Source organism: Amycolatopsis sp. NPDC114504 (genome assembly GCF_055633595.1).
Genome location: NZ_JBVKDU010000004.1, coordinates 1,151,540 through 1,176,301 on the forward strand (window position 1 = coordinate 1,151,540; position 24,762 = coordinate 1,176,301).

At 73.0% G+C, this 24,762-nt stretch carries 19 protein-coding genes and 1 pseudogene; 4 read left to right on the forward strand and 16 right to left on the reverse strand.

The genetic code is table 11. The annotated features are described in order from the left end of the window. Nucleotides 1-5: 5 nt before the first annotated feature. The 10 genes from ACZ7PG_RS35065 to ACZ7PG_RS35110 form a co-directional block, all read right to left on the reverse strand. Nucleotides 6-2,864: an RICIN domain-containing protein gene (locus ACZ7PG_RS35065; RefSeq protein WP_470243443.1), complete on the reverse strand. Its 2,859-nt coding sequence runs from the start codon at nucleotides 2,862-2,864 to the stop codon at nucleotides 6-8. 116 nt (nucleotides 2,865-2,980) lie between these two features. Then, a complete protein-coding gene (locus tag ACZ7PG_RS35070) occupies nucleotides 2,981-3,487 on the reverse strand; it encodes a CU044_2847 family protein (protein WP_470243444.1) in 507 nt (168 codons plus the stop codon). Between the two features lie 21 nt (nucleotides 3,488-3,508). Continuing rightward, nucleotides 3,509-4,798 (reverse strand): ABC transporter substrate-binding protein, encoded by a 1,290-nt coding sequence (locus ACZ7PG_RS35075; protein WP_470243445.1) that lies wholly within the window; start codon nucleotides 4,796-4,798, stop codon nucleotides 3,509-3,511. Continuing rightward, the gene (locus tag ACZ7PG_RS35080) at nucleotides 4,795-5,907 is read right to left on the reverse strand and encodes a hypothetical protein (RefSeq protein WP_470243446.1); all 1,113 of its coding nucleotides are present in this window, start codon (nucleotides 5,905-5,907) and stop codon (nucleotides 4,795-4,797) included. The genes ACZ7PG_RS35075 and ACZ7PG_RS35080 overlap by 4 nt, the downstream gene beginning before the upstream one ends. Continuing rightward, entirely contained in the window at nucleotides 5,904-7,325 is a 1,422-nt protein-coding gene (locus ACZ7PG_RS35085; protein ID WP_470243447.1) for a VWA domain-containing protein, read from the reverse strand. Before ACZ7PG_RS35085 ends, ACZ7PG_RS35080 begins: the two co-directional genes overlap by 4 nt. A 4-nt stretch (nucleotides 7,326-7,329) precedes the next feature. Continuing rightward, nucleotides 7,330-9,525 carry a serine/threonine-protein kinase gene (locus tag ACZ7PG_RS35090; protein ID WP_470243448.1) on the reverse strand — a complete coding sequence of 732 codons (2,196 nt, stop codon included), beginning with the start codon at nucleotides 9,523-9,525 and terminating at the stop codon, nucleotides 7,330-7,332. Beyond that, a complete protein-coding gene (locus ACZ7PG_RS35095; RefSeq protein ID WP_470243449.1) occupies nucleotides 9,522-10,955 on the reverse strand; it encodes a serine protease family protein in 1,434 nt (477 codons plus the stop codon). Before ACZ7PG_RS35095 ends, ACZ7PG_RS35090 begins: the two co-directional genes overlap by 4 nt. Before the next feature lie 249 nt (nucleotides 10,956-11,204). After that, the gene (locus ACZ7PG_RS35100; RefSeq protein WP_470243450.1) at nucleotides 11,205-12,176 is read right to left on the reverse strand and encodes an ABC transporter permease; all 972 of its coding nucleotides are present in this window, start codon (nucleotides 12,174-12,176) and stop codon (nucleotides 11,205-11,207) included. After that, entirely contained in the window at nucleotides 12,173-13,066 is an 894-nt protein-coding gene (locus ACZ7PG_RS35105; RefSeq protein ID WP_470243451.1) for an ABC transporter ATP-binding protein, read from the reverse strand. The genes ACZ7PG_RS35100 and ACZ7PG_RS35105 overlap by 4 nt, the downstream gene beginning before the upstream one ends. 11 nt (nucleotides 13,067-13,077) lie before the next feature. Beyond that, on the reverse strand, nucleotides 13,078-13,473 hold the full coding sequence (locus tag ACZ7PG_RS35110; RefSeq protein WP_470243452.1) for a GntR family transcriptional regulator: 396 nt from the start codon (nucleotides 13,471-13,473) through the stop codon (nucleotides 13,078-13,080). Nucleotides 13,474-13,606: 133 nt separating this feature from the next. Between ACZ7PG_RS35110 and ACZ7PG_RS35115 the strand changes: the two genes are divergently transcribed. From ACZ7PG_RS35115 to ACZ7PG_RS35125, 3 genes are all read left to right on the forward strand, one after another. Next, complete coding sequence (locus tag ACZ7PG_RS35115) at nucleotides 13,607-14,380, forward strand: cyclase family protein (protein WP_470243453.1); 774 nt, start codon at nucleotides 13,607-13,609, stop codon at nucleotides 14,378-14,380. Beyond that, entirely contained in the window at nucleotides 14,377-15,996 is a 1,620-nt protein-coding gene (locus ACZ7PG_RS35120; protein WP_470243454.1) for a thiamine pyrophosphate-binding protein, read from the forward strand. Before ACZ7PG_RS35115 ends, ACZ7PG_RS35120 begins: the two co-directional genes overlap by 4 nt. 90 nt (nucleotides 15,997-16,086) lie before the next feature. Further along, nucleotides 16,087-17,085 carry a hypothetical protein gene (locus ACZ7PG_RS35125; protein WP_470243455.1) on the forward strand — a complete coding sequence of 333 codons (999 nt, stop codon included), beginning with the start codon at nucleotides 16,087-16,089 and terminating at the stop codon, nucleotides 17,083-17,085. Nucleotides 17,086-17,224: 139 nt separating this feature from the next. Here ACZ7PG_RS35125 and ACZ7PG_RS35130 read toward each other — a convergent pair. The 3 genes and pseudogenes from ACZ7PG_RS35130 to ACZ7PG_RS35140 all read right to left on the reverse strand — a co-directional run. After that, nucleotides 17,225-17,605, reverse strand: a pseudogene (locus ACZ7PG_RS35130) (helix-turn-helix domain-containing protein); the annotation flags it as partial. Nucleotides 17,606-17,674: 69 nt separating this feature from the next. After that, nucleotides 17,675-18,400: a hypothetical protein gene (locus tag ACZ7PG_RS35135; RefSeq protein WP_470243456.1), complete on the reverse strand. Its 726-nt coding sequence runs from the start codon at nucleotides 18,398-18,400 to the stop codon at nucleotides 17,675-17,677. Nucleotides 18,401-18,407: 7 nt separating this feature from the next. After that, entirely contained in the window at nucleotides 18,408-18,854 is a 447-nt protein-coding gene (locus ACZ7PG_RS35140) for an Lrp/AsnC family transcriptional regulator (RefSeq protein WP_470243457.1), read from the reverse strand. A 158-nt stretch (nucleotides 18,855-19,012) separates the two neighbouring features. Between ACZ7PG_RS35140 and ACZ7PG_RS35145 the strand changes: the two genes are divergently transcribed. Then, nucleotides 19,013-22,405 (forward strand): indolepyruvate ferredoxin oxidoreductase family protein, encoded by a 3,393-nt coding sequence (locus ACZ7PG_RS35145; protein WP_470243458.1) that lies wholly within the window; start codon nucleotides 19,013-19,015, stop codon nucleotides 22,403-22,405. On the opposite strand, the gene ACZ7PG_RS35150 is transcribed toward ACZ7PG_RS35145, so the two are convergent. The 3 genes from ACZ7PG_RS35150 to ACZ7PG_RS35160 form a co-directional block, all read right to left on the reverse strand. After that, entirely contained in the window at nucleotides 22,386-23,012 is a 627-nt protein-coding gene (locus ACZ7PG_RS35150; protein WP_470243459.1) for a response regulator, read from the reverse strand. The two genes, ACZ7PG_RS35145 and ACZ7PG_RS35150, sit on opposite strands and share 20 nt — an antisense overlap. A gap of 66 nt (nucleotides 23,013-23,078) precedes the next feature. Continuing rightward, the gene (locus tag ACZ7PG_RS35155; protein WP_470243460.1) at nucleotides 23,079-24,053 is read right to left on the reverse strand and encodes a GlxA family transcriptional regulator; all 975 of its coding nucleotides are present in this window, start codon (nucleotides 24,051-24,053) and stop codon (nucleotides 23,079-23,081) included. Nucleotide 24,054: 1 nt separating this feature from the next. Continuing rightward, complete coding sequence (locus ACZ7PG_RS35160; RefSeq protein ID WP_470243461.1) at nucleotides 24,055-24,564, reverse strand: ATP-binding protein; 510 nt, start codon at nucleotides 24,562-24,564, stop codon at nucleotides 24,055-24,057. Nucleotides 24,565-24,762 lie beyond the last annotated feature (198 nt).

Sequence of the window (24,762 nt, forward strand, 5' to 3'; positions counted from 1 at the left end):
TTCCACTACGGGCGCAGCCGCCACAGGTGGTCGGCGGTTCCGGTGTCGCCGAACTGCACCACCTGGGCGCTGTCGGCCGTGGACATCCCGGCGACGCCGAGGACCTTGCCCGAGTTGCGGTTGACGATCCGGAACCAGCCGCTGCCGTCGTCGCGCAGGCGCCACAGGTGGTCCGCGGACCCGTTGTCGGTGGACTGCACGATGGCCACACTGTCCGCTGTGGACATTCCGGCCACGCCGAGCACCTTGCCCGAGTGGACGTTGCGGATGAGGAACCAGCCGTCGGCCGCGGCCTCGAACGTCCACAGGTGGTCGTCGGTGCCGTTGTCGGCGAACTGCACGACCCGCGCGTTGTCCGCGGTGGACATCTGGTCGACGCCGAGCACCTTGCCGGAGTTGCGGTTCTCGACCCGCAGCCGGCCTTCCGGGACGAGGCGCCAGACGTGGTCCGCCGAGCCGTTGTCGCCGAACTGCACCACCTGGGCACTGTCCGCCGTGGACATCCCGTCGACGCCGAGGACCTTGCCCGAGTTGCGGTTCTTCAGCCGCCACCAGCCGTCGCCGTTGTCGACCGGCTGCCAGAGGTGGTCCGCGGTGCCGTTGTCGGTGAACTGCACGACCCGCGCGCTGTCCGCTGTGGACATCTGGTCGACGCCGAGCACCTTGCCCGAGTGGTGGTTGCGGATCCGGTACCAGCCGTCGCCGTTCGCCACGAGGTGCCAGACGTGGTCGTCGGTGCCGTTGTCGGTGAACTGGACGACCCGCGCACTGTCCGCAGTGGACATCTGATCCACGCCGAGAACCTTGCCGGAGTTGTGGTTCACGATCCGGAAGCCCGCTCCCCCGCCGCCGGCCACCCACGGGTGGCCGTTCGGGTCGGCCGTCGGGAACGAGGTGACGCGCAGCCGCGCCGCGCCCATCGGGATCAACGTGACGGTTTCGACCGCCGCGTCGCTGCGCGCCGGTGACGCCTGCAGCGGCGTGACGACGTTCTGGTCGTCCGCGGTCCACTCGGCGATCTTCCGCGCGGGCGCGGTGATCTTCACCGGCGCGGTGTCGGGGGTGAACGGGTTGGCGGGCAGCGCGCCGCTCGCCGGCGAGAACGTCAGGGCGGCGCCGGCGGTGAGGCCGTAGTTCCACGGCGTCGTCGCGTGCACCGCGTACTGCGGGAACTGCGCGCTCCCGCCGAGGCTCTGGTAGTTCTCGCCGATCTTGAGCGAGTACGTCAGCGGGCCGTGGTCGACCGACACGGAGTCGTGGTTGGCCGTCCAGGTCCGCGTGGTCGTGCGCTGGGGCAGGGTGAGCGTGACGACGTCGCCGTTCGCCCAGGTCCGGCTGACCTTGACGAAGGACGGCCCGGCCGTCGCGGCGACCGCCGCCCCGGCCACGACCAGCCGCGGCGCCGCGCACCAGGCGGGAATCCGGAAGTAGAGCGGGAACGCGAGCGGCTTCGGCGTCCGGACGGTGAAGGTGACCTGCTCGGAGAACGGGTAGGTGGTGTCCTCGGTGATGGTCACGGAGGTGCCGTCACCGACCTTCGCCGTGACGCTGCTCGCGGAGTACATCGCGGCGGCGAGGCCGTTGTCCGGCGTGGCCAGCCACAGCTCTTCGGTGAAGTAGGGCCAGCCCATGCCGTAGTTGTGCGGGCAGCAGCGGTACTGGTCGACGCCCGGCAGGTAGGCCTGCATCGCGAAGCCGTTCTGGAACTGGCCTTCGCTCTTGGGCACGTTGTCGAGGTCGACGCTGTTCGCGCTGGTGATGTAGTGGATCGCGCGTCCGGCGGGGTCGAGCGACGCGGGCAGGGAGTTGAAGGCGAGGTCCTCGCAGCGGTCGGCCCACACCGGGTCGCCGGTCAGCCGGGTGAGCAGCTGGTGGCTCGCCATGAACTCGACGATCCCGCAGGTCTCGAAGCCCTGCCGCGGATCCCCGAACCCGGGCCGCGCGTTCTCGTCCCCGGCGAAGCCGCCGCCGGCGAACTGGCCGTAGGTGGCCATGATCGTGGCGTAGTCGGAGTAGGTGGCCTGGGTCAGGCTCGCGTCGCCGGACCGCAGCGCGTACTGGGCGGGTTCCCGGAAGCCCTGCGCGACGTTGACGTTGTGCAGGCTCGGCAGGTTCCGGACCCAGTTGGCACCGAAGCCGTGGATCTTGTCGGCGAGGTCGAGCAGGAAGGCGTCGCCGGTGCGGTTGAAGAGCCAGAAGACGCTGTCGAGGCCGTCGCCCCAGCGCACGGACACCCAGCTGGAGTCGAAGGCGCTCTTGCCCTGGGCGTTCATGTAGCGGAGGAAGCGGGTGAGGAACGGGACGACGCGGGTGTCGCCGGTGTACTCCTGCCACGAGCGCAGGGCTTGCAGCAGCGGGAGGTACGGCCAGAAGTCGGGACCGTTGTTGAGCGCGGTGCGCAGGGCGGTGGGCCCGAAGAAGCCGTCGGACTGCTGGGTGGCGAGAATGGCGTCGATCCACTTCCCGGCGGTGGCTTTCGCGGTGGCGTCCCCGGTGACGGCGGCGAGATCGACGTAGCCGCGCAGCCAGTAGGGCACTTCCTCCCAGCCGGTGCGCTCGGGGTGGACCCAGCCGCTGGTGCCGAAGTCGAGGAAGTGCGAGGTCTCGGCGTAGTGCCCGCAGAGGCCGTCGAGCTGCAGTTTCAGCTGGCCGGCGAGCCATCCTTTGGCGGTGACGGCCCCGGGCGGCAGCTTGAGGAAGGCGGCGGGCTTGAGCGGAGCGGCGTTCGGCGTGTAGAGGCCACCCTGCGCGGCGGCGACCTTGCGGAGGGCGGCGGCCCGGGCATCCGGAGCGGCGACGCCGGTCAGCAGAGTGGCGGCGGCAACACCGGCCCCGGTGACGAACTGCCTGCGGCTCAGCGACACGGTTGGCCTCCGCTCGTCGTTACAACGTTGTAAAAATCCGTTTTACCGGGTGGATACAACGTTGTAAATCCGCCGTTCGTCGGAGAGGCGGGGAGGGAGCCGGTTCCGGTGTGGCGCTACGGCACGTCCGGCGAACCCGAGCCGGCCCCACCAGCCGCGAAGTCATCAGCCGCGAAGTCACCGGCCACGAAGTCATCCTCCGCGGCGCCGTCGCTCGTCGACGCGAACCAGTTCCCGGAACTCGCCACCCCGTTGGCCGCCGGCTCCTCCGCCACCTTGTCCTCAGTGGACGCCTCCGCGGTGGACGCCTCCGCCTCGCCGCGCACCCACTTCAGCTTCACCTCGAACTGGCCCTGCAGCCCCGTCCGGGCGATCACCGCGCCGGCCTGGGCGTCGAGCTTCACGCCGAACTTGAGCTCCACCTCGTCCGGGCCCAGGTCGCGGAACTGGGCCAGGGCCGCTCCCGCCGCCGTGCGGACCTCGCTCAGGGCGTGCTCGAACGTCGTCGTCGCCTTGCGCAGCACCCCCGAGGGCACCGACGCGCGCTCCAAGCCCGGCTCCACCTCCACCTCGACGACCACCGATCCGCCGTCGGCCAGCGGAAAACGCACGAAGTCCGGCAACGAGCCCTCCTCACACGAAAATCAACAAGGCAGGTCCAGCCACTGCTCCCGGCCGATGCCGAGCCGCACCCGCTCGAGCTCGTCGAGCAGCGTGCCCAGCCGGTCGGGGTGAGCCAAGTATTCCAGCACCGCCTGGTAGAACGCGCTGCTCATCGCCGACGGCATCAGGTCCGACGCGTCGAAGCACAGGTCGGTTCCGCGCGCGAGGGTCGTCGCGATCCGTTTGGTCACGTCGCTGCGGTAGACGTCCTGGTCCACGAGCCGCTGGTGCACCGAGAACGTCGTCCCGCCCGACGGCCAGATCCGCTGGCCCGCTTCGCCGGCCAGGTACACCATCAGCTTGCGCGCCGCCGGGGTGTCGTGGAACAGCCCGGCCAGGTCGGCCGAGACCTCGGACGGGCCGCCCGCTCCCGCGCCCGGGAACGGGAAGAACCGGAAGTCGCGATCGGGCACGGGCGGCCCCGGCAGCGCCGTGTACCCGCCGATCGCGAACGAGCCGAGGTGCTCCCACGCGCACCCCGGCGGGTCGGCGAACATCGCCTTGCCGGCGTCGGCGAACGACGTCAGCAGCGCCGCCGAGCTGCCGCCGCGGACCGCGCCCGGCGCCAGGACCAGGTCGCCCCAGCTCTGCCACGCCGCGCGGACCGCCGGGTCCGTCCACGGCAGGGTGCCCGCCGCCCAGGCGCTGTAGACCTCCGGGCCGGCGCGGTGCAGCAGGATGTCCTCGATCCAGTCGGTGCCAGGGAACCCGGAGTTCGGCGGAGCGCCCATGCCGAGGCACCACGGCCGTTGCCCGCCCGCGGTGAGCTGCCGCGACGCCGTCAGGAGCTGGTCCCACGTCGCCGGTTCCGGCCCGGCGAACGTCTTCGGCGAGTACCAGACGATGCTCTTCAGGTCGGCCTTGACCGCGACCGCGTACATCGCGCCGCGGCCGAGCTGCTGCAGCTTCAGCCACTGCGGGCTGTACGTCTGCGCCGCTTCCGCGCCGAGGACGGCGTCGAGCGGCTTCAGGTCGCCCGAGTTCACGTACCCGGCGAGCTCGGCCGGGTTGGACAGCACCGCCACGTGGGGCGGGGTGCCCTGCTGCAGGTCGCCGCGCAGCACCTGGTTCTGCGCGCGCGTGCCCTGGTACCGCGTCGGGATCCCGGTCTCCCGGGTGAAGCCGTCGAGCACGCGCTGGAACGCGGCCTGCTCGTCGCCGGTCCACGAGCCGAGCACGGTCACGACCTCCGCACCGGACCCGGCCGAGCAGCCGGGCACCACCGCCGCCAGGACGACGGCCAGCAAGGCGACGGTGAAGCGTCTCGTCATCGGCTTCTCGCTCCCCGGAACCGGTATTCGTCCAGCCGCGGTTGCAGGCCGCCCGCGGCGAGCACCCCGATTCCCGCGGCCAGCACGGGAATCCCGTAGCCGAGCAGCCCGCTCCAGCCCGGTTCCGTGAGCCCAGGCCCCAACAGCGCCGCCTCGTCGACGCCGGCCGGGGCCGCGGGCGGGACGGCCGGCGGCGAGGCCGCCGCGACGAACGCGGCCACCGTGACACCGCAGGCGTCCGGTCCCCGGTTGGCACAGGAAGCGAGCAGTACCCGGCCGAGCGTCCACTGGGCGCCGCTCGCGGTGGCCGTCGTCGCGGCGGAGCGCGCGTCCACGGTGTGCGCCAGCGCGGCACCGCTGTCCCGCGCGTCGGACTGGACCCCGAGCAGCAGCGCCGTTCCCACGCCCAGCAGCACCAGTCCCGCCGTCGCGGCGAACAGCGCCGAGTTCACCGTCCGCCGGAAGCGGCGGGCGAGGAACCGCTGGGTCCACACCAGCAGGGCGAGCAGGAGCAGCAGCGGCAGCGCCCACAGCCACGTGATCGCGGGGTCCAGCCAGTCGGTGCCGAGCTGCCCGCCCAGCGCGCCCCGCTGGGCGGCGGCCAGTGCGTCGAGCCGCGCGAGGATTCCGTTCTCCTTCGCGGTCAGCAGGTCGGACGCCGACTGCAGGTTGCTCGCGGCGAGCGGGTCGTCGGCGTTCTGGCGGAAGTGGGCGTCGGCCTGCCCGATGAAGCCGTTGTACGCGGGCAGCAGCCCTTCGATGAGCCGGAGCGTCTGGCTGCCCTCGTCGCCGGCCGCGTTGTGCTCGGCGACCTGGGCGAGCTGCTGGCTGACCAGCGCGATCTCGTCCTCGTACTGCTCGCTGGGTCCGGTCAGGCGCACCTGGCCGTGCTCGAAGGCACCCACCGCGGCACGGTGGGCGGCCACGAGCGCCTCCTTGGCCAGCGACACCTCGAGCACCGCGGGCGCGGTCCGCTCGCGCACCTCGGCGATGCTGGCCCGCACCCCGAGGAACGTCGCCAGCGCGGTCACCAGCACCAGGGCACTGCCGGCCACCAGCCCGAACCGCAGCCACCACAGGGTCTTGCGCGTGGTGCTCGTCGCGCTCACGAAGGCACTCCCGCCGGGTTCTCGAACGGCTTCCCGCACTTCCCGCAGCGCTTGGCCGACGGCCGCGCCTTGTGTCCACAGTGGACACACTCACGCGGCGCACCGCCCTCTTCGGGCCGGGCCGCCGCGGCGACGGGTTCGGCGGTGTAGGTGGAAATGGTCGACCCGAGGACGAGCGAGAACCCGTCGCGCGGCCGGACGCCGTCCTTGATCGCCACGGTGCCGTCGTCTCGGACGTCGATCAGGCGGCCCAGGCGCTTGAGGATCTCCGCGTTGCCGAGGTCGGTGGCGAGCCGGTACGCCGTGCTCCACTCGCGCGCCGCCTCCGCCCGGTCCTCGCGCTCGAAGGCGTCCCAGCCCGCGCGGACCGCCCGGCCCAGCTCGGCCTGCCCGGTGACGCGGGCGACGTTCTCGTCCGGCACGCTCGACAGCGCCAGGTCGTCGGTCAGGTAGCCGACGACCGGGAGCTGGTCGCTCACCACGGCTTCCGCGCCCTCGAGCAGGGTGACCGTGCCCAGCAGCCGGTCTTCGTGCCGGGTCAGCTCCGCCGCGTCGACGTCGAGGCAGAGGTGGTACTCGCGCTGCTCGTCGCCCCACGCGCCGGTGGGCAGTTCGAGCGCGCGGCCGTCGGCCCGGCACTGGGCGGTGAGGTCCACCTCGGTCGGAAAGACCTGCTTGACGAACCGCAGCCGGCTGTAGGGCATCGTGGTCAAGCGCAGTCGGAGGTCGGGCACCGTCCGGCCCATCGCCTGCTCGACCAGCCGCCGGAAGTCCGCGGCCAGCTCGGCGTCCTCCAGCACCGCGTCGGCGCTGCCGCGCAGCACGGACGCGATGCGCTGCAGGTCCCGCGGCTCCCAGTCGTCGCCGATTCCCCGCGCGTCGCAAGCGAACTCGCCCCGGCAGCGGTCGAGGGCGGCCTCCAGCGCGCCCGTGCGGTCGGACTCGTTCTTGCCGTCGGTGAGCAGCACGGCCTGCTTGATGGCCACCGGGTTCCGCTCGAACAGCTCGCGGGCCAGGTACAGCCATCGGCTCATCGCGGTGCCACCGCCGGCGATGAGCCCGGAGACCGCCGTCTTCGCCTGGTGCCGGGTCCCCTCGCCGGCCACGGCCAGCTCCGGTGTCGCGGGGTAGACCAGCTCGGCGTGCGCGGTGCACTCCACCACCCCGAACAGCACGCCGTCGCGCAGGGAACCGATGGCGACCCGGCAGGCGTGCCGCGCCGCCTCGATCTTCGTGGGCGGCCAGTCCATCGAGCTGGAACAGTCGACCAGCAGCAGGACGGCGGTCCGCGGTACGGCTTCCGCCGCCACCCCGGCGTCGCCCACCCGCACGGTGAGGACGGCGTCCATCCGCTCGTCCGACGGCGCCAGGTACTTGTTCTGGCTCAGCTGGAGTGCGAACGACGGGGTCTCGGGCATCCGATCACCTTCTCGTCTTCGGCCGGACGGAGTTGGCGAGGTCGACGAGCACGCCGTGCTCGTTGCGGTCGCGGGCCCGCTCGGCGAGCCGGCGCAGGGACTGCTCCAGCAGCGTGCGCAGCCCGCGGTCGGTGACGCGCTCGCCGAGCAGGGCTCCACCGTCCCAGCCCGGTTCGCCGCCGCCGTCGAGCGAGTCCAGCGCGGCTTCGCGGACGAGCGTCTCCAGCCGGTCCTGGGACTCGCCGTCGAGGTAGAGCTCGGGCAGCCGGCGCGCCGCGTCGGCGAGGTCGGCCCGGCCCGGCGCCCCGTCCGGCAGGCGGGCCACCCGGATCCGCACAGCGGCGATCCGGGCGGCGTCGTAGTGGCGGGAGATCGGCGGGACGGCGTCCAGCAGCGTGACCGCGCCGTCGCGGCCCCGCTCCCGCAGCCGGCAGCGGGCCAGCCCGAAGGCGGCGCTGACCTGGCCGTGGTCGCGGTGCCACACCGAGCGGTAGCGGCGCTCGGCCTGCCGCGTGTCCCCGCGCAGCTCCGCGCAGAAGCCGAGGGCGAGCTGCGGGGCGAGCTCGCCCGGCCACGCGCGGTGCACCCGGTCGAACGCGGCCGCGGCCGGCTCGGCGTCGCCGCGGACGAGCGCCAGCAGCCCGTGGTGCCAGGCCGCCCGCCAGTCGCGCGCGGCCTCGGCGCCGAGCAGCTCCTCGGCCGCCGACAGGCTCATGGCCGCGTGGTCGGAGTCGCCCATCGCGACGAGCGCCCGCGTCCGGGCGAGCTCGATCTCGACCGAGCGTTCGCCGAACAGGGCGAGCTTGTCCAGCCAGCGGCGCGGTCCGGGCGCGCCCGCGGCGGCGATGAACTCCACCGCCGGGTCGTCCGGCGCGACCCGCGGGAGCGGCAGCCGGCCGGCCCCGTCGGCGGCGCGCGGCAGCCCGAAGTCCCGCTCTTCGCCGTGGGGCGCCGCGGTGACCCAGCGGTCGAGGCCGGGCACCACGCCGAGGCCGTCGTCGAGCAGTTCCGCGGTGTCCTCGAACAGCGCCGACGGAACCGGGCGCGGCCGTTCGTCGCGCAGCGAAAGGATTTCCCGGCGCACGCCGTCGAGCTGCTCGGCCATCTCGGACGCGGTGGCGAACCGCCGCTCGAACGGCGCGACCGCGCGCTCGAGGACCAGGCGCAGGGAGTCGACGCCGCCGGCGACGCGGTCCGGGTCGCCGGCCTCGCCCGCGGCGTCCAGCAGCACCTGCAGCGTCTTGCCCACGGTGTGCAGGTCCGAGCGGACGGTCAGGCCGTGACGCGCGAGTTCGTGCGCCGGCGCCTGGAACCCTTCGGTCCCGACGCTCGGGCCGGCGGCGTCGTCGATCGCGCGGGCCGCGCCGAGGTCGATGACCTTGACGCGCTTGTCGCCGTGGATCACGTTCTCCGGCTTCATGTCGCAGTACAGCAGGCCTTCGCCGTGCAGGTAGTCGAGCGCGCCGAGGATGGCCCGGCCGTAGACGATGACGTGCTCGACGCGCGGCGGCGGGCCCTTGACGAGGAGGTCGCGCAACGACCGGCCGCCGACGTACTCCATCACCAGGTAGGTGTCCGGCTCGCCGCCGGCCGGCGGGGTGTGCTCGACGAAGTCGCTGATCCGCACGATGTTCGGGTGGTCGAGCCCGATGAGCACGTCCCGCTCGACCCGCGCGAGCGCGCGCAGCACCGCGCTCTCGCTGTTGATCACGCCCTTGAGCACGACGAGCTGCCCGGCGAGCGCGGTGTCAGCGGCCAGGTACACCCAGCCGAGCCCGCCGCGGGCGAAGCAGCCGAGGACCTCGTAACGGTCGCCGACGCGCTCTTCGCGGGAAAGCTTGGGCAGGAAGGAAAACGGCTCGCCGCAGCTCTCGCCCTCGCAGAACCCTTCGGCGAACCCGGGTTCGCCGGCGTAGGCGCGGCCGACGGGTTCGCCGCAGCGGCCGCAGAACCGGTGCTGCTCGGGGTAGTCCGGGTCGGCGAGGACGAGCTTCTCGGGATCCGGCACCTCGATCGCGGGCAGCGAGTGGAAGTCGGCCTCCCCGCCCCAGAGCTCGACACTGCGCCGGGTGCTCTCCGGAGCGGGCGTGCTCAGCGCGACGGTGGGGGTCTCGACCGGCACCCGGCGATGGCCGCACACTTCGCAGAACCCCGTCGGCCCGACGGGCTGCCCGTGACACCACACCGGCTCGGCGGTCATGCGCCGGCCAGCCGGTGCCGCACCGCGCGCACGTAGCTCTCGACCAGCTCCGCCGCGGCGACGAGATCACCGGGGACCGCGGTGAGCGCCGCCATCGCCGGGCGGTACAGCCCGGCCAGCTCCTCGTCCTCCATCAAGCCCGCGTCGGTCGCCTTCGCGTTGTAGCCGCGCAGCCGTCCGTGCAGCTCGGCGTGGCGGGCGGCGTGCGCGTCGAGGCCGGCGTGCAGCCGGACGAGCTCCCGGCGGGCCGCCTCGGCGTCGCGCTCGGTCACCGTCAGCGCGCGGCGGACGCGGCCGGGGTCGATGCGCTCGCCCGCCGACCGCAGCGCGGCCAGCCGCAGGCGCAGGTCCGCGGCGGGAGCGGGCACCGGGGCGGGCGTGCCGACCTGGGCGGCGCGCTCCCGCGTCCGCTCCTGTTCGTGCTCCACCATCTCGACCAGCAGCGCCAGCCGGTCCAGCCGCCGCGCGTTCCGCTCGCTCTCCCAGCGGCGGGCCAGGCGCACGCCGGGCGAGTCCGGCCCGCTGAACTGGACGAGCACGGTGGCTCCCTTGTCCATCAACGGTTTCACCGCACCGGTGAGCACGTCCTCAGGCACGCGGGCGGCGTCGACCCCGGCCACCGCCACGGCGACGTCCTCCGGGTGGGTCGCGAGCACCGTCGTGACCTCCTCGGTGCTGATGCCGGCGCTGACGTTCTCGGCCACCTCGTCGGCGGTCTTGCCGGTGGCGTCGACGATCGCGGCGAGCCGCTCGCCGCGGCCCGGCCGGGCCCCGCGCCGCTCGCGCCGGACCTGGGTCAGGAAGTCCCGGACCACCGCCGAGTCGCGGTCGCCGATGACGACGACCAGCGGGCCGGACGGCGGCCGCGGCGGCTCGCCCACCCACCGGGCGACCTCCGGGACGTGCCGGACGATCGTCTCGACCGGGATGAGGTAGGCGAGCCCGAGCCGTTCGTCGGTGTATTCGGTGACCACCATGCCGAGCACCGCGTCGGTGGCCTTGTCGATCACGCCGGCGCCGCTGAACCCGCGGCGGACCCGTTCGCCCGGCGGTTTCGAGTTCAGCTGGATCCACTCGCTGCCGGCCCCGGCCGGGCCGGCCAGCTCGGCGTCGTTCACCCACACGCCGTGCTGGTGCGGCGGCGGGAAACCGTAGGTGTGGACCACCCGGTCGCGGACGGCGCCGAGGCGCACCAGCGGCGCGCCCGGCACGCCGGGAAAGGCTTCGGTCAGCTCCAGCAGGGCGATGTCGCCGCGGCCGTCGGCCAGCGGCGGCACCCAGCACCCCGGCCGGACGCCGGCGTACGCCTCCGGTGTGCCCGGCAGGCCGACGAAGCGGACCACGAGCTGCCCGGCCGGCGAAAGCGCTTCCTCCCCGGCGGCCTGCACGACGTGCGCACAGGTCAGGACCGTGGATTCGCCCAGCAGCATGCCGGCACCCAGTGCCCGGCCCGACGAGTCCAGCAAGCACACCCGCCACGGTTCCGAATCCCCCGCGCGCCCAGCGGAAAAGTCTCCGTTGTGCTCCCTCACCGGGAGCGACCTTACGGCGGCCCACCGGCACTCCGGGGCCGGTTCGCCCGCTTTCCCCGGCAGACCACCCGATCGGCCGCAGAGCGCCGGGTCACCGTGAGCAACTCACCACCCGGCGGGGTGCCCGGTGGAAAACGGCCCCTTCGCTCAGGCGATCGTGCGCACCCGGCGCAGCGCGAAGTACACCAGCGCCGCCGCCAGCAGGACGAAGAGTCCCGCCTCGATGCCCTGGAACGCCCAGAACCGGTCGCCCGGCTGGTACTGCAGCCAGTTGTAGGCACCGGGACCGGCCTCGTTGCCGCCGCAGCCACCGGGCCCGCAGGGGCCGAGCTCGGCGCCCGGCGACACCATTTCCCCCGCCGCGTTGCGGACGCCCTGCGAGAGCACCCAGTCCCCCGATGCCAGGTTGGGAGTCTGGTTGCCGTCCGGGGAGAACGTGAGGGTCTGCGCCGGCAGGTACCGCGGCCGGGCCAGGACCTCGATCGCGACGCGGACCACCGTGAAGCCGACCAGCGCGATCCCCATGGCGGGCAGGACCCGGTGCCAGAACGCCCCCGCGAAGACGCCCAGTGCCAGCGCGAACAGCGTGTACGCGATCGGCACGACCCCCTGGACGTCGAACGAGATGTACCCCAGCCGGCCGGTGCTCGCCGAGACCAGCGGCCGGAACCACCACGACACGCCCAGCGCGTACCCGACCGCCAGCACCGCGGTGATCCCGCCGACCAGGCCGAACTTCACCAGCACCCAGTGCAGGCGGCTCACGCCCTGGGTCCACACCAGACGGTGGGTACCCTGCTCGACCTCGCGGGAGATCAGCGGTGCCCCGAAGAACACGCCGACCAGCACCGGCAGGACGACGAACAGGACCGCGACGAACACCATGCCGCCGAACTGCTGCTCGAACTGGTGCGCCAGGCTCGCGCAGTGCGACGCCGACTCGGTCTGCGTGATCATCGACGCGCCGCCGAGCGCGGCCCGGCAGGCGGCCAGGCCGAGGCTGTCGTACTTCGCGTGCATCGTCAGGCCCGTGGGCACCATGATCGCGGCGAGCACGCCCAGGGCCACGAGCGTGAACAACGCCTGCCTGCGGTGCTGGCGCCAGGTCAGCCAGATCATGCCGGCACCCCCCACGCTTCGGCCGTCACGCGGCCTTCGGCCTCGGCGAGGTGCGCCAGCACCAGGTCTTCCAGCGTCACGCCGTGCTCCGTCCACAGTGGATCGATCGGGCCGTCGCCGCGCTGGACCAGCAGCGTCGACTGGCGTTCGGTGTGGCTGGCGCGGACCACCTTCGCGACGCCCGCGACAGCCTCGCTGCCCGCCCGCGGGCCGACGAGCGTGCGGTGCGTTTCGAGGAGCTCGTCGACCGGCCCGGCCAGCTGGATCCGGGACCGCTGCAGGACCACGAGGTAGTCACAGCTGCGTTCGAGGTCGGCGAGCAGGTGCGAGGACAGCAGCACGGTCGTCTCGCTCTCGGCCACCGCGCCCATCAGCGCCTGCATGAACTCGCGGCGCGCCAGCGGGTCCAGGCTCGCGATCGGCTCGTCGAGCAGCAGCAGCCGCGGGCGCTTGGCCAGCGCCAGCGCCAGCGCGACCTGCGCCCGCTGCCCGCCGGAGAGCTTGCCGGCCGGCCGGTCCGGCGGGATGCCGAGCGCGGCGAGCCGTTCGCGGGCCAGCGCGGCGTCCCAGCGGCGGCGGTTCAGCTTGCCGCCCATGGTGATCAGCTCTGCCGCGGTGAAGTCCCGGTACACCGGGGTGTCCTGCGCGACGAACCCGATGTCGGCGAGCACCGAGGTGCCGGCCCGCGGATCGCGCCCGAACACCCGCACCTCCCCCGCGTCGGGCCGCAGCAGCCCGACGGCCAGGTGCAGCAGCGTCGTCTTGCCCGCGCCGTTCGGGCCCACCAGCGCGGCGATCCGCCCGGCGGGCACCTCCAGCGCGCAGTCCCGCAACGCCCAGGCCCGCCCGTACCGCTTGCCCAGCCCCTGGGCCTGAACCGCCAGCTCCATCACGGAACTCCCTACGACAGGTCGTGCGGCACCGCGGCACCGCGCAACGTGGTCTCGATCAGTGCGGCGATGTCGTCCGCCGTCATCCCCGCGGCTTCGGCCCGCTCCAGCCAGGCCACCAGCTCGTCGCGCAGCCGCCCCTGGCTGCCCAGCGACGGCCCGGCGAGGCTGCCGGTGACGAACGTGCCCACCCCCGGCCGGCCTTCCGCGAGCCCCTCCAGGACCAGCTCGCGGTAGGCCTTGAGCACGGTGTTCGGGTTGATGGCCAGCGCTTCGGCCACGTCGCGCACCTTCGGCAGCTGGTCGCCGGGACGCAGCAGGCCGACCCGCAGCGACTGCTTCACCTGGACGACGAGCTGCATGTACGTGGCGACCCGCGAGCGGCCGTCGAGGACGAACTCGATCACCCGACACCTTCCTATTGTCTTACGACATTAAGACAACACCCGCGGACACGGTGCTGTCAAGGGAGCGCTGTCGAGGAGCGGCCGCCGGGCATAGGGTCTCGGTCGGGACGCACACCGGCACCGGGAGGCAGGCATGTCGTTGTTGGACGGGCTGAGCAAGGCGATCACCGAGGGGACGATCGAGATCGTCGACCTCACCGCTCCGCTGAGCGCGAGCACGCCGATCCTGCGGCTGCCCGAACCGTTCGCCAACACCATCCCCTTCCGGCTGGAGGAGATCAGCCGCTACGACGAGCGCGGCCCGCGGTGGTACTGGAACGACATCCACACCGGCGAGCACACCGGCACCCACCTCGACGCGCCGGTGCACTGGGTGTCCGGAAAGGATGGTCACGACGTCTCGCAGGTGCCGCTGAAGACCCTGGTCGCGCCCGCGGTCGTGCTGGACTTCTCGGCGCGCGCTTCGGAGGACCCGGACTTCCTGCTCTCGATCGACGACGTCCGCGCCTGGACCGCCGAGCACGGCCCGCTGCCCGACGGCGGCTGGCTGCTCTACCGCACCGGCTGGGACGCGCGCAGCGACGACCAGGAGCGGTTCCTCAACGCCGACGAGACCGGGTCGCACGCCCCCGGTGTCTCCCCCGAGTGCGCGCGGTGGCTCGCCGAGGAAACCGCGATCACCGGGCTCGGCGTCGAGACCGTCGGCACCGACGCGGGCCAGGCACCCGGCTTCGACCCGATGTTCCCGTGCCACGAACTCCTGCTGGGCGCCGGGAAGCACGGCCTGACGCAGCTGCAGAACCTGGCCGCGCTGCCGCCGACCGGGACGCTGCTGGTGGTCTCGCCGCTGCCGATCGTCGGCGGGTCCGGCAGTCCGGCGCGCGTGCTGGCACTGGTGGAGCGGTGAACGTCGCCGAACTGGTCGGCCGCACGCTGGCCGGCCTCGGCGCCGGCACGGCCTTCGGGGTGGTGGGCAGCGGCAACTTCGAGGTGACGAACGCGCTGCGCGCGGGCGGCGTCCGGTTCGTCGCCGCCCGCCACGAGGGCGGCGCGGCGAGCATGGCCGACGCCTACGCGCGGATGAGCGGGAAGGTCTCGGTGCTGTCGCTGCACCAGGGCTGCGGGCTGACCAACGCGATGACCGGCATCACCGAGGCGGCCAAGAGCCGGACGCCGATGCTCGTGCTCACCGCCGACTCCGCGGGCGCGTCGGTGCTGTCGAACTTCCGCGTCGACCAGGACGCGCTGGCCACGGCGGTCGGCGCGGTGCCGGAGCGCGTGCACTCGGCCGCGACCGCGGTCGCCGACACCGTCCGGGCCTTCCGGACCGCGCGGCAGCAGCGCCGGACGGTCGTGCTGAACCTGCCCCTGGACGTGCAAGCTCAGCCCGCGTCGTCAGCGTCCTCGCCGCCGGCCATCGCCGGTCCCGCTTCGGTGCGCCCGGACGCTTCGGCGGTGGCCGCGTTCGCGGACCTCCTCGCGGCGGCCGAGCGGCCGGTGTTCATCGCCGGCCGCGGCGCCCGCGGCAGCCGGGAACCGTTGCGGGAGCTGGCTTCCCGGTCCGGCGCGCTGCTGGCGACGTCGGCCGTCGCGCACGGGCTCTTCCACGGCGAGGAGTTCGCGCTCGGCATCTCGGGCGGGTTCGCGTCCCCGCAGGCCGCCGAGCTGATCGTCGGCGCCGACCTCGTCGTCGGCTGGGGCTGCGCGCTGAACATGTGGACCACCCGGCACGGCAAGCTGCTCAGCCCGCACGCGAAGCTCGTCCAGGTCGACGTGGAGCAGAGCGCGCTGGGCGCGCACCGGCCGATCGACCTCGGCGTCGTCGGCGACGTCGCGTGCACCGCCGTCGACGTCCTGGCCGTGGCGAAGGAGCAGCAGGGCTACCGGACCGAGGAGGTCGCGGCCCGGATCGCGACGGGCCGCTGGAACGACGTCGAGCACGAGGACCTGTCCCGGGGCGGCCGGATCGACCCGCGGACGCTGAGCCGGCTCCTGGACGAGCTGCTGCCGGCGGAGCGGATCGTCTCGATCGACTCGGGCAACTTCATGGGCTACCCGAGCGCCTACCTTTCGGTGCCCGACGAGCAGGGGTTCTGCTTCACGCAGGCGTTCCAGAGCATCGGGCTGGGCCTGGGCACGGCGATCGGCGCGGCGCTGGCCCGCCCGGACCGGCTGCCGGTGCTGGGCACCGGCGACGGCGGGTTCCACATGGCACTGTCCGAACTGGACACCGCAGTCCGGCTCGGCCTGCCCCTGGTGGTGATCGTCTACAACGACGCGGCGTACGGCGCGGAGGTCCACCACTTCGGCGACGCGGACATGACCACGGTCCGGTTCCCCGACTCCGACCTGGCCGCGATCGGCCGCGGCTTCGGCTGCGCGGGCGTGACGGTCCGGTCGGCGGAAGACCTTTTCGCGGTGCGCGAGTGGCTGGCCGGTCCGCGTGCCGAGCCGCTGGTGATCGACGCGAAGATCGCCGACGACGGCGGCTCGTGGTGGCTCGCGGAGGCGTTCCGGCACTGACCCGCCCTTGACAGCGTCCGGGCGGAGCTGGATGCTGGCCGAGTTGTCTTACTGTCGTAGGACAGCAGGTATTCGTTCTGGGGAGCCGTCATGCGCTTGTTCAAGACCGTCCTGGCCGTACTAGCGGCCGCCACGCTGGTGGCCGCACCCGCCGACGCGGGTCAGCCCCGGCCACCATCCGATCCCGTCGGAGCCGTGCTCACGGCGTTCGACAGTCATGCGATCGTCGCGAAGTCCAGCCCCGAACCCGGGACGTTCGTCTTCGACCTCGTCCGGGACCCGCGCTTCCCCGGCAAGGTGAACGACATCGTCGTGGAGTGCGGGAACTCGCGCCTCCAGCCGCTGCTGGACGCGTACATCGCCGGCGGTGACGTCCCGGACATCAGCCGCGTCTGGCGGGACACGACCCAGCCGAGCTGCGGGTTTTCGTTGTACTACGAGCAGCTTTTCGCGCTGGTCCGGCAGGTCGACGCGACACTGCCGGCGGCGCGGAAGATCCGGGTGCTGGCGGGCGACCCGCCGATCGACTGGAGCCGCGTCCGGAGTCCGGCGGACGTCGAGCCGTTCCACGACCGGGACGGGTCGATCGTGTCCGTGGTGAAGACGCAGGTGCTGCAGAAGAACCGCAAGGCCCTGATGTTGTTCGGGCTGGGACACCTGAAGCACGACGGCGGCAGCGCGGCGGTCGCCCAGCTGGAGCGCGAGTACCCGGACGCGGCGTACGTCGTGGCGGACCACTACGGGTTCACCTCGGACAACGCACGCCTGGAACAGCGCTTGGGCTCGTGGCCGGCTTTGGTGCCACTGAGGGGTTCCTGGCTGGGCACGCTCGACACGACGTACTTCCCGACGAACCGCGACTACCCACCGGGCACGAAGGGCTTCCCCGGCGTGGACGCGTACCTGTACCAGGGCCCGGCCGACCTCCTGCTACGCGAGCCACTGTCGGCCCGGACGCTCCTGGACACGGACTACCTGAACGAGCTCCGCCGCCGCGCGACGGCGATCGACGCACCTCCGGACAGCCTGGAGTGGCCGGAGTTCTTCTTCGAGCGGGAGCGGACGTCCGGGGTGCTGATCCACGGCTAGGTGTATTGACCGGTGAGGTTGGGGACGCGTGTAGGCCGGCCGGGAGTGGTCGTCGACGGCGTTGTGCAGGTAGCTGTGGCCCAGATTCGCGTGGCCGCCGATCCTGCGGGCCGGTCGGGGTTGCGGTGGGCGGCGCTGGTGCGCCCACCGAGGGTGCGGCCGTGGATCTTGTGGCCGCCGCCGTCGGGATGTTGCCGAGCTTCTTGATGTCGACGTGGACCAGGTCACCGGATGCGGGGTGTTCGTAGCGGCGGACCGGGCTGCTGGTGGTCCGGTCGAGGTGGGCGAGGCGGGCCAGCCGGTAGCGGGTCAGGACCCGGTGCACTGTTGAGGGGTTCAGGTCGAGCAGGGAGGCGATGCGGGCCGGGCCCCACCGACGGGTCAGCCGGACTTTGATCACGCGTCGTTCGGTTCGGGTGGGTGTCCGGTTGGGGCTGGTCCAGGGCCGTGAAGACCGGTCAGTCATTCCTGCTTCGCCGTGGTTGCGGTAGCGGCTGGCCCATCGTGCGGCGGTGGAGAGGCCTTCCCTCACACCAGGATCATCCGACGTGTCGCCCCCGTACCCAACCTCCGTGATCAATACAGCTAGTCAGCGCTGGTCCACGCGGTGGGAGATCCAGACGTTCGGTTCGACGTAGACCGCGAAGTCCTGGGCGGTCGAGACGAACACCGGCGCGAGCGCGCCCGGGACGATCGTCTCGCCATCGCGGTCGAACGGCAGCCCGGTCCAGCGCCGCCAGTCTTCGAGGGGTGCCTGGACCGTCGCCGAGCAGGGCGCGACGGCCTCGACGCGGCCGCCAGCGCGCACGTGGGTGCGCAGCCAGCGGTCGGCGGGCAGGCCGTCCGCCCGGGTCTCGGCGGCGTACTCGCGCATCGGCACCGAAGGAACCGCGGCCTTGTCCGGCGGCCGGACCGGGATCACCAGCGACTTCAACCCCGCAGCCGCCGCGCGCATCCCCGCCAGCACCGTGCCGGAGTGCCCGCGGCCCTGGTGCGATGGGTGCACGGCGATCTCCAGCGCACACGCAGTGTCAGGCGTGACGTCGTCGAGCGCGTCCTCCGCGGCCCACACCGCCACTTCGTCCCACCCACGAGCGGGTAGCGAACCGCGGCCACGGAACGGCACCATGATCCCCCGCGCGACCGGCCGATCGTCCTCGAGCAGCGCGACCACCAGATGCGGCCACCGCCGCGCCACCCGGCGGCCGCGGACCAGCAGGCTCGCGAGACTCCCCGCCATGAACTTCGGCGAGTCCGGTGGATAAGGGATCGCGTACACAGCCGAAGCCAGGTCCGGACGCTCGGCCAGCGTCACGAGCACCTCAGTGCCCCCGGGACCACGACTCGAGGGCGATCAGGGTCTTCGTGCCGGTCACCTGGTGGTGACGGCGGATCTCGTCGATCGTCTTCTGCAGGTGGGCCATGTCGCGCACCCGCAGCCACACCAGCGCGTCCGGGTCGCCGGCGATCGTGAACACCGCCTGCGCCTCGGGCATCCGCGTGGTCGTGCGCAGGATCTCGGCGACCTTCGTGTTCCCGACGAACCGCAGCTCGGTGAACGCCTCGATCCCCCAGCCCAGCTTCGCGTGGTCGACCTGGACGGTGAACCCGGTGATCACGCCGGTCTCGCGCAGCCGGTCGATGCGGCGCTTGACCGCGGCCGTGGACAGCGTGACGCGGCCCGCGATGTCCGACAGCGTGCGGCGGGCGTCTTCGCGCAGCAGACCGAGGATTTCGTGGTCGGTCGCGTCGAGCAGGTCGTCGGTCATGTGTCCGAGCGTAAACGGACGCAAAAAACAGGACCACTCCGTCACTGGATACGCTGAACTTTGCGTGTGACGCCCTGATCCGGCCCCGGCTGTTGCGTGAGGGTGACCCGCGCCGCAGTGTGCCGCAAGGCACAACCGACGCGAAGGAGGCCCGCGCCGTGGAGACGTTCACGCTGGAGGACCGGTACCTGCGGGAAGCCGGGACCGTGCACCTGTCCGGGGTCCAGGCCCTGGTCCGGCTGCTGTTCGACCGCGTCCGCCACGACCGCGCCCACGGCGGCGACCCCGCCGTGTTCGTCTCGGGCTACGAGGGCTCGCCGCTGGCCGGCTACGACCTCGAGCTCGGCCGCCGCGCGAAGCTGCTGGAGAAGCACGACGTCGTCCACCGGCCCGGCCTGAACGAAGAGCTGGCCGCGACCTCGGTCATGGGCAGCCAGCTCGTCGCGGGCGCCGGCGGGCGACGCGGCGTCACCGGGTTCTGGTATGGCAAGGCGCCCGGCCTCGACCGCGCTTCCGACGCCCTCCGGCACGCCAACCTGGCCGGCACCGACCCGCGTGGTGGCGCCGTCGCGCTGGTCGGCGACGACCCGAACGCGAAGTCCTCGACCGTCCCGTGCGCGTCCGAGCTCGCCCTCGCCGACCTGGCGATCCCGATCCTCTACCCGGCCGACTCCCAGGACGTCCTCGACCTCGGCATGCACGCGGTCGAGCTGTCCCGCGCCGCCGGGGTCTGGACGTCGCTGAAGATCGTCGCGAACGTCGCCGACGCCTCGGGCACCGCGACCGTGAGTCCACAGTGGACCGCACCGGAGATCGACCGCGCGTACCGCCACACCCCGACATCGCGTCTGCTCGGCACGAGCCTCGCCGAGCTGGAACGCAGCCTCTTCACCGTCCGGCTGCCGCTCGTGCTCGACTACCTGCGCGCGGCCGCCGTCAACCGGATCACTCGACAGGGACCGGCCGACCGGACCGGCATCGTCTCCGCCGGGAAGTCCTACCTGGACCTCCAGCAGGCGTTCCGCGCACTGGGGCTCGACGCGGAAGCCCTGAAGCAGCACGGCATCCGCGTGCTCAAGCTCGGCGCGATCCACCCCCTCGAACCCGGGATCGTCCGCGAGTTCGCCGACGGCCTGGACGAGATCATCGTCGTCGAAGAGAAGCGCGCGTTCATCGAGACGGCCCTCAAGGACGTCCTCTACGGCGTCCCCGGCGCGCCCGCGATCACCGGCAAGAAGGACCGCGACGGCCGGACGCTGTTCACCGAGCTCGGCGAGCTGGACCCGGACGCCGTCGCGACCGGCCTGGCCCGGCGGCTGCCGGAGGGCATCGCGTCGGTGGACGCCTTCAAGGCGCGCCGCCGCCGCGAGCGCATCTCCGTGCCGCTGCTCGCCCGGACGCCGTACTTCTGCTCGGGCTGCCCGCACAACTCGTCGACGAAGGTGCCCGAGGGCACGCTGGTCGGCGGCGGCATCGGCTGCCACACGATGGCCCTGTTCATGGAACCCGACCAGGTCGGCACCGTCCTCGGCGTGACGCAGATGGGCGGCGAGGGCACCCAGTGGATCGGCATGGCGCCGTTCGTCGAGGCCGAGCACTTCGTCCAGAACATCGGCGACGGCACGTTCACCCACTCCGGCAGCCTCGCCGTCCGCGCGGCCGTCGCCGCGGGCGTCAACATCACCTACAAGCTGCTCTACAACTCGGCCGTGGCGATGACCGGCGGCCAGGACGCCGTCGGCGGGCTGCCGGTGGAGAAGGTCGCCGAGCTGCTGCTGGTCGAGGGCGCGAAGCGGGTCGTGATCACCAGCGACGCGCCCGGGAAGCTGCGGCGCCGCAGGTTCCCGGCCGGCGTCGACGTCCGCGACCGGACCGAACTCCTGACCACGCAAGAAGAACTGGCCGCCATCAAGGGCGTAACCGTGCTCATCCACGAGCAGGAGTGCGCGGCCGAGAAGCGGCGGAAACGCCGTCGCGGCAAGCAGGAGACGCCGGCCACCCGGGTCGTGATCAACGAGCGCGTCTGCGAGGGCTGCGGTGACTGCGGCACCAAGTCGAACTGCCTGTCGGTGCAGCCGGTGGCCACCGAGTTCGGCCGCAAGACCGCGATCCACCAGTCGTCGTGCAACGTCGACTACTCGTGCCTGGCCGGGGACTGCCCGTCGTTCGTCACCGTGGTGCCGACCGGCAAGAAGCAGCGCCGGAAGCTCGGCGAGCTGACCGCGGACGCCGTGCCCACTCCCCCCGCGTCCGCAAAGGACTTCACCGTCCGGATCACCGGGATCGGCGGCACCGGGGTCGTCACCGTGACGCAGATCCTCGCCACCGCCGCGGTGCTCGACGGGCGGCACGTCCGCACGCTCGACCAGACCGGGCTGGCGCAGAAGGGCGGCGCGGTGGTGTCCGACCTGAAGGTGACGGCGGAGCCGGTCGAGCAGGCCCCGAAGCTCGCCACCGGCGAGTGCGACCTCTACCTGGCGTGCGACGCGCTGGTCGGGGCGGACGCGGCGAACCTCGGCGTGGCCGACGCGGCCCGCACCACCGCGGTCGTCTCGACCACCGAAGTCCCGACCGGCCGGATGGTCGTCGACACGACGGTGTCGTTCCCGGACCCCCGCAGCGTCCTCGCGCCCATCGACACCGCCGCGGCGCGCACGGTGTCGCTCGACGCGCGCGGCCTGGCCGAGGAGCTCTTCGACGACGACCAGTTCGCGAACGTGCTGCAGCTCGGCGCGGCCTTCCAGACCGGTGCGATCGGCCTGCCCGCCGACGTCATCGAGCGCGCGATCGAGCTGAACGGCACCGCGGTGGCCGCGAACCTGCAGGCCTTCCGCCGCGGCCGTCAGCTGGTCGCCGACCCGGACGCGCTCACGGCCGCCCCCAAGGAGACGCGCCAGGTCACGCAGCCCGCCGCGCGGAAGCTGGTGCACGCGGAGCCGGGATCCGAGCTGGCGCGGCTGCTCGACGTCCGGGTCCCCGACCTGGTCGCCTACCAGGACGAGCGGTACGCGCGGGCGTACGCGGAGTTCGTCGAGCAGGTGCGGGTGCTGGAGGACGGGCCGACGGAGATCACCGAGGCGGTCGCGAAGCACCTGTACAAGCTGATGGCCTACAAGGACGAGTACGAGGTCGCGCGGCTGTCACTGGACCCGGCGTTCACGGCGGATCTCGAGGAGCAGTTCGGCGCGGGCACGAAGTTCGCCTACCGGCTGCACCCGCCGGTGCTCCGGGCGCTCGGCATGAAGCGCAAGATCAGCCTGGGCCCGTGGTTCCGCCCGGCGTTCCGGGTCCTGCACGCGTCGCGCAAGCTGCGCGGCACCCGGTTCGACCCGTTCGGCCGCGCCGAGGTGCGGCGGGTCGAGCGCGAGCTGATCGAGGACTACCGCGGCACCGTGCTGCGGGCTTTCACGGCGACCGACGCCGACCGCGCCCGCGTCCTGGAGCTGGCCGAGCTGCCGGACCTCGTCCGCGGCTACGAGGACGTCAAGCTGGCCAACGTCGCCCGGTACCGGGAGAAGCAGGCCGAGGTCCTCACGCTCGTAGATAGCTGAGCATCGCCTGGGCGTCGTCGGGGACGCGCAGCTTCGCGCTGACGTCCCCGGCGTGCTGCCGGGCCGCGGCGGTGCCGATGCCGAGCAGCCGCCCGATCGTCGGCACGGAGTGGCCTTCGGCCAGCAGCGCGACGACCTCGCGTTCACGCGCGGTGAGTGTCGCGACCGGGTCGCCGGGGCGGGGCCGGGCCAGCTGGACGGCGACGACGTCGCGGTCCAGCACCGTGCCCCCGGCGGCGACGCGCTTCAGGGCGTCGAGGAACTCGTCCGGCTTCCCGACGCGCTCCTTGAGCAGGTACCCGGCGCCGCCCCCGCCGGCGGCCAGCAGGTCGCCGGCGTAGCCGTCCTCGATGAACGCCGAGAGCGCGAGGATCGCCAGTCCCGGCGCCAGCCGGCGCGCTTCGAGCGCGGCCCGCAGTCCTTCGTCGGTGAACGTCGGCGGCATCCGGACGTCGACGACGGCCAGGTCGGGGGCCACCGCGTCGACGGCGGCCAGCAGGTCACCGGGGTGGTCGACGGCGGCGGCGACGTCGAACCCTTCGCTGCGCAGGAGCAGGACCAGTCCCTCCCGCAACAGGGCGTCTTCTTCCGCAATGACAATGCGCACGTCGGCTGCCTCCTCGCCTCCACGTCCTCTCCCTGCCTGGATGCACGGATCGGAGGCCCGAACCGTTCAGCCGACGCCGGTGGTCCGGAAGCGGGCCCGGTAGTCGCTCGGTGTCACGCCGAGGCCGCGCACGAAGGCGCGTCGCAGCGTCTCGACGGATCCGAAGCCGGATCGCCGCGCCACGACGTCCAGGGGCTCGGTGGTGCGTTCCAGCTGCTGCTGGGCGGATTCCAGCCGCACCTGCTCGACGAACCGCGCGGGCGTGCGGCCGAGCTCTTCGCGGAACAGGCGGGTCAGGTGCCGGGCGCTGACCCCGGCGCGGGCGGCCAGGTCGCCGAGGGTGTGCGGCGCCGCCGGGTCGGCCGCGACGGAGTCGAGCACGGCCCGCAGCACCTCGGTGCGCGGGCGGCCGGTCTCCAGCCGGACGCTGAACTGCGACTGCCCGCCCGGCCGCTGCAGGAAGACGACCAGGTGCTTGGCCACCAGCCGGGCCACCTCGGCGCCGAGGTCCTCCTCGACCAGCGCGAGGGCCAGGTCGATGCCGGAGGTGACACCGGCCGAGGTGATCACCGGGCCGTCCTTGACGAAAATCGCGTCCGCGTCGACGCGCACCCGCGGGAAGCGGCGGGCGAGCTGGTCGGTCAGGTCCCAGTGGGTGGTGGCGCGCCTGCCGTCGAGGACACCCGCGGCGGCCAGCGCGAACGCGCCCGCGCACACCGACGCCGTGCGGTTCGCGCCGCCGGCCAGCCGCCGGATCTGCCCGACGAGCTCGGTGTCGGCGATCGTGCGGACCCACTCGGGGCCGCCGGGCACCAGCACGGTCGCGCCGCGCGGGTCGGCCGCCGCGAGGTCGAGGTCGGCACCCAGGCGCGTCCCGGTGTTGGCGCGGACGTCGGCGCCGCCGGGTGACGCGGTTTTCAGCTCGTACCGGCCGCCGTGCTCGTTGGCCTCGGCGAAGACCTCGAGGGGCCCGGAGACGTCCAGCAAGCGGACGCCGTCGTAGAGCACGACGACGACGCGACAGCCGGGACGGGTGCCCACCTCAGGTCTGGCCGGACCAGCCGCTCAGCCGCGTGAGCAGGCGCTCCAGCACCTCCGGGTCCGCGGCCACCGGAGCGCCGGAGACCGGCTCGTCGACCAGGGTCCGGCGGTCCTGCCGGCGCGGCAGGCGCACCTGCTTCGCGTTCATCCCGCCCGGCAGCTCCAGCTCGCACCAGGTCGTGCGGGCCCCGCCGACGCCGGGCGTGACACCCACGCGCTCGCCGGGCCCGGCGACCTTCGGCTCCGGCAGCCCGGGCACGTCGTCGTCGACCTCGACCACCAGCACGTCGGCGCGCAGCCGCAGCCGCACCGTCACGAAGCTGGGGGACCTCGGGTCGCCGGCTTCGATCACGGTCTCGACCAGCCGTCTCGCGGTGGCGGTCACCTGCTCCAGCATCGGCATCAGGGACCAGTCGGTGAGAATCAGGCGGACGAACAGTTCCGTGACCGGCAACGCGCTCGGTTGCGCGACCAGCCGGATATCGTCCATCTGGGAGGTGTGCGCGCTCAAACCTGACCTTCCTCGCCCAGGTGCGGACCGTCCGGGTCGCCGCATCCTGCCACCCGGTCTCCGGCGGCACGGTACCGGCTGTGCTCGCGCTGCTACCGCCGGGGCCGGGGCCGGACCGGTCGAGAGTGGGGATCCGCGCGCCGAGCGGTCCGGCGGGGCCGCTTCCCACCCCCGGGCCCAGGGGTGGGAAGCCCGGCC

Excerpts from the sequence above, each read along its gene's own strand:
- ACZ7PG_RS35125 (WP_470243455.1), top strand. The coding sequence starts at position 16,087 with ATGCGCTTGTTCAAGACCGTCCTGGCCGTACTAGCGGCCGCCACGCTG.
- ACZ7PG_RS35115 (WP_470243453.1), top strand. The coding sequence starts at position 13,607 with ATGTCGTTGTTGGACGGGCTGAGCAAGGCGATCACCGAGGGGACGATC.
- ACZ7PG_RS35095 (WP_470243449.1), bottom strand. The coding sequence starts at position 10,955 with ATGCTGCTGGGCGAATCCACGGTCCTGACCTGTGCGCACGTCGTGCAG.
- ACZ7PG_RS35085 (WP_470243447.1), bottom strand. The coding sequence starts at position 7,325 with ATGCCCGAGACCCCGTCGTTCGCACTCCAGCTGAGCCAGAACAAGTAC.
- ACZ7PG_RS35075 (WP_470243445.1), bottom strand. The coding sequence starts at position 4,798 with ATGACGAGACGCTTCACCGTCGCCTTGCTGGCCGTCGTCCTGGCGGCG.
- ACZ7PG_RS35105 (WP_470243451.1), bottom strand. The coding sequence starts at position 13,066 with ATGGAGCTGGCGGTTCAGGCCCAGGGGCTGGGCAAGCGGTACGGGCGG.
- ACZ7PG_RS35140 (WP_470243457.1), bottom strand. The coding sequence starts at position 18,854 with ATGACCGACGACCTGCTCGACGCGACCGACCACGAAATCCTCGGTCTG.
- ACZ7PG_RS35090 (WP_470243448.1), bottom strand. The coding sequence starts at position 9,525 with ATGACCGCCGAGCCGGTGTGGTGTCACGGGCAGCCCGTCGGGCCGACG.
- ACZ7PG_RS35100 (WP_470243450.1), bottom strand. The coding sequence starts at position 12,176 with ATGATCTGGCTGACCTGGCGCCAGCACCGCAGGCAGGCGTTGTTCACG.